At 69.4% G+C, this 4,596-nt stretch carries 2 protein-coding genes; both read left to right on the top strand.

The features are described 5' to 3' along the window. Positions 1–2,399: SDR family NAD(P)-dependent oxidoreductase (locus tag LO762_RS33270; protein ID WP_304523731.1), on the top strand; the 2,399-nt coding region annotated here is incomplete at its 5' end. A gap of 55 nt (positions 2,400–2,454) precedes the next feature. Further along, the coding region (locus LO762_RS32145) for a type I polyketide synthase (RefSeq protein WP_304523730.1) at positions 2,455–4,596 on the top strand (2,142 nt) is incomplete at its 3' end.

Raw genomic sequence — 4,596 nt, 5'->3', positions numbered from 1 at the left:
GGGTGGGGATCCGGGCGCGGTTGTTGTCGGTGAGCCATGCGTTCCATTCGCCGTTGATGGATCCGATGTTGGGGGAGTTCGGCGTTGTGGCGGCTGGTGTCGCCTATCGGGAGCCGTCGGTGGCGGGGCGGCGGGAGTGGATGTCGCCGGAGTATTGGGTTCGGCAGGTCCGTGAACCCGTTCGCTACGCCGACGCTTTGGCTGAGGCATTGGCCAGCACTGGCGCGGGGTTCGTCGTTGAGATCGGCCCGGACGGGAGTCTCACCTCGCTGGCCCGGACCAGCGATCACCCGTCTGCGGTGGCGGTCGCGTTCTCGCGTCGGAACCAGCCCGAGGTGGCTGCCGCTGTCGCTGGGCTGGCGGAGCTGTGGGCTGCTGGAGGGCCGGTCGCCCAGACCGCTCTGGCCGCGTTGATCCCCGGCGCCCAGGTGCCGGGGCGGGTTGTTCCGCTGCCGACCTACCCGTTCCAGCGCGATCGTTACTGGCTCGCCCCCGCCACCACCCACCCGGCCTCGTCCGTGGGAGGCGCCGAAGCCATGATGCTTGCCGTCGACTGGACCCCTCTCCCCGGCAATGGCGATGGCGGTAGTCGGCCGAGTCATGCCGTGTTCGTTGACGTGGCGGGTTTGGCGGCGCTGGGTGCGGATCTCCCGGCGTGGCTGATTCTTGATGTGGATTCGCTCGCGGCTGACTCCGGTGTGGGTGAGTTGGTGCGGGTGCGGGTGGTGTTGGCGCGGGTGTTGGAGGTGTTGCAGGCGTTCGCGTCCGGGTCGGCTCTTCGTGGGGCTCGGTTGGCGGTTGTGGTTCGGGGTGTGGGTGGTGACCCGGTGGCGGCTGCGGTGGCGGGGTTGGTGCGTTCGGCGCAGTCGGAGGATCCGGGCCGGATTCTGCTGGCTGATCTGGGTGAGTGGGATTTTGGTGGGGACGTTGGGGAGTTCGCGGGGTTGTTCGGGCGGGCCGCGACGGCGGATGAGTGGGAGATCCGGGTCCGGGACGGACAGGCCGAGATCCCGGGGCTCACCCGGACCAAGGATGTTGCCCTCGTGGCGGGCGCCGACGACATCGGGACTGACGGTGCCGTCCGGGTTGAGGGTTTGGGTGCTGGTTGTGTGGTGGTGACCGGTGGGACCGGGACTCTGGGTGGGCTGGTGGCCCGGCACCTGGTCGCCGCGCACGGTGTCCGGAGCCTGGTCCTGGTCTCACGGCGGGGCCCGGCCGCCGAAGGGGCCGCGCGGTTGCGGGCCGAGCTGGAGGCCGCCGGCGCTGAGGTGCGGATCGTGGCCTGCGACGTGGCTGATCGCGATCAGGTCGAAGCATTGCTGGCCGGGATTCCGGCGCCGCTCAGCGGGATCATTCATACCGCCGGGGTCCTGGACGACGCCGTCCTGAGCGGGCTCACTCCGGAGCGGTTGGAAACGGTGCTGCGTCCGAAGGCGGATGCGGCCACGCACCTGGACGAGCTGACGCGCGGGCGCGGGCTGACGGCGTTTGTGCTGTTCTCCTCCGGCGCGGGGGCGTTGGGTACTCCGGGACAGGGCAACTACGCGGCAGCCAACTGCTATCTCGACGCGCTGGCCGCCCGGCGTCGGGCCGCCGGTGAGGCGGCGGTGTCGCTGGCGTGGGGCTACTGGGCTGAGTCGAGCACGATCACCGGGCACCTGACCCAGGCCGACCTGGCCCGGATGAGCCGCGCCGGGGTCGGCGCGCTGGACGCCGAAGAGGGTATGGCGTTGCTGGATCAGGCCCTGGTCTCCCGGCATTCGATGCTGGTTCCGATGGTGCTGGACCTGGCGGTGCTGCGCCGTCAGGACGGCCCGGTCCCCGGCCTGCTGCGAGCGCTGACGGGAACCCGGCACCGCGCCGCCGCCAGCGGTGGCGCCGCGGATGCGCTGCGGGCGACGTTGGCTGGAATGGCGCCGGCGGACCAGGCCCTTCATCTGGCCGGGTTGGTCCGTGCTGAGGCGTCGGTTGTGCTGGGTGGTGCGGGCCGGGATCTGGTGCGGGTCGACCAGGCGTTCAATGACGCGGGCTTTGATTCGCTGACGTCGGTCGAACTCCGCAACCGCCTGACCGCGCTGGCCGGGATTCCGCTGCCCGCGACGTTGGTGTTCGACTACCCGACACCGTTGGCGCTGGCCGACCACCTGCTCGCCGAGCTCCCGGGCGGCCCGCGAGGACTGGACGCCACGGCGACGCCGTGGGAACTCCTGGAGCACCTGGAGACCAGGCTCCTCACCATCCCGCCCGACGACGATCTGCGCCGCACGCTGAGCCTTCGGCTGAAGAAGACCCTGGCCAAGTTGAACGGCGAGAGCGAGAAGACGACCGGCGCGACCGACGTGGCGGTGGCGACCGTGGACGAACTGTTCGACCTGCTGGACGAAGAACTGGATCACTGATCACCCGGCCCCTCCCGCACGTCCACTCTGACCACCAGAAATGGAGCGAACCCCGATGGCTGAGGACGACCGGACCGTCGAATACCTCCGACGCACGACAGCAGCACTGCGGCTGGCCCGCCACCAGCTCAAGGAGCTTGAGGACGTCCGATCGGAGCCGGTGGCGGTCGTGGGCGTGGGGTTGCGGCTGCCCGGCGGGGTGGACGGTCCGGCCGCGTTGTGGGAGCTGCTGTCCTCGGGCACGGACGCGGTGGGGGAGTTCCCGACCGATCGGGGTTGGGATCTGGAGGGCTTGTTCGATCCGGATCCTGACGCCGTGGGGAGGTCGGCGGTCCGTGCCGGTGGGTTCCTGGCTGACGCGGCCGGGTTCGACGCGGGGTTCTTCGGGATCAGTCCGCGTGAGGCGTTGGCGATGGATCCGCAGCAGCGGTTGCTGTTGGAGACCTCGTGGGAGGCGCTGGAGCGGGCGGGAATCGACCCGTCCTCGCTCCGTGGTCGGGACGTGGGGGTCTACGCCGGGCTGAGCGCCAACGACTACCAGTCTGTGGCTACCGCGACGCCTGAGCTGGACGGGTACCGGACGGGTGCGATCTCCAGTGTGGCGTCGGGGCGTATCTCGTATGTGCTGGGCTTGGAGGGTCCGGCGGTGAGTGTGGACACCGCGTGTTCGTCGTCGTTGGTGGCGTTGCATCTTGCCGCTCAGGCGTTGCGCTCGGGTGAGTGTTCGATGGCCCTGGCCGGTGGTGTGACGGTGATGGCGCATCCGGGTGTGTTCGTGGAGTTCTCCCGCCTGGGTGGCGTCTCCGCCGACGGCCGGTGCAAGGCGTTCTCAGAGACCGCGGATGGTGTCGGCTGGGCCGAGGGCGCGGGAATGCTCGTGTTGGAGCGCCTGTCGGACGCGCGGCGCCTTGGGCATGAGGTGCTGGCGCTGGTCCGGGGCAGTGCGGTGAATCAGGACGGTGCTTCGAATGGGTTGACGGCTCCGAACGGTCCGTCGCAGCAGCGGGTGATTCGTCAGGCGTTGGCGAGTGCGGGGCTTGCTCCGGCTGAGGTGGACGCGGTCGAGGCGCACGGTACGGGCACGGCTTTGGGTGACCCGATCGAGGCGCAGGCCCTGCTGGCGGTCTATGGCGATCGTGGTGAGGGCGGTGAGCCGCTGTGGCTGGGGTCGGTGAAGTCGAACATCGGCCACACCCAGGCTGCGGCCGGTGTCGCGGGGATCGCGAAGATGGTCCTGGCGATGCGGCACGGTGTCCTGCCCCGGACGCTGCATGCCGAGACGCCGTCGTCGAAGGTCGACTGGTCGGCCGGGGACGTCCGGGTCCTGACCGAAGAGCGTAAGTGGCCCGCGACCGGTCGTCCGCGTCGGGCCGCGATCTCCTCCTTCGGAGTCAGCGGTACCAACGCCCACGTCATCCTCGAACAAGCACCGGACCCCGTCACGGTTGAGCGAGCATCAGGCCCCGCTGACGTGGAGGCGGAAGACGCTCCTGAGACGCCGGACGTGCTTGCCGAGCCGGTCTCGGACACGTCGGATGCGGTGCCGTTGGTGGTGTCGGCGCGGTCGCCGGAGGGCCTGCGGGCGGCTGCCGGGCAGTTGGCTGACTTCCTGGAACAGCAGCCCGTGTTGGGCCTGGGTGATGTGGGGCGTGCGTTGTTGACGTCTCGTTCGGTGTGGGAGTTCCGGGCTGGTGTGGTGGCCACGGACCGGGATGAAGCTGTGGCGAAGCTCCGTGCGGTGTCTTCCGGTGCGGCGGTGTCTTCTGGTGTGGCTGGGCTTGGTCGTGTGGTGTTCGCGTTCGCTGGTCAGGGTGCTCAGCGTGCGGGAATGGGTCGGGATCTGTGTGTGGCGTTCCCGGTGTTCGCTGCCGCGTTCGACGAGGTGTGTGCGGCGTTGGACGCCGAGTTGAGCGGGGTGGCGGAGTTCCCCTTGCGGGAGGTGGCGTTCGCTGATCCGGGTTCGGATCTGGCGGGGCTGTTGGATCAGACGCTGTACACGCAGTCGGTGTTGTTCGCCTTTGAGGTTGCGTTGTGGCGTTTGGTGGAGTCGTGGGGTGTGCGGGCGGATGTGTTGGTGGGTCATTCGATTGGTGAGTTGGCTGCGGCGTTTGCGGCCGGGGTGTGGTCTTTGGAGGATGCCGCGCGTTTGGTGGCTGCGAGGGCTCGTTTGATGCAGTCGCTTCCGGGTGGGGGCGGT

Origin of the sequence: Actinocorallia sp. API 0066 (assembly GCF_020991275.1) — a bacterium.
In the GTDB taxonomy this organism is placed as follows: domain Bacteria; phylum Actinomycetota; class Actinomycetes; order Streptosporangiales; family Streptosporangiaceae; genus Actinocorallia.
This window is presented reverse-complemented; position numbering and strand designations above follow the sequence as displayed.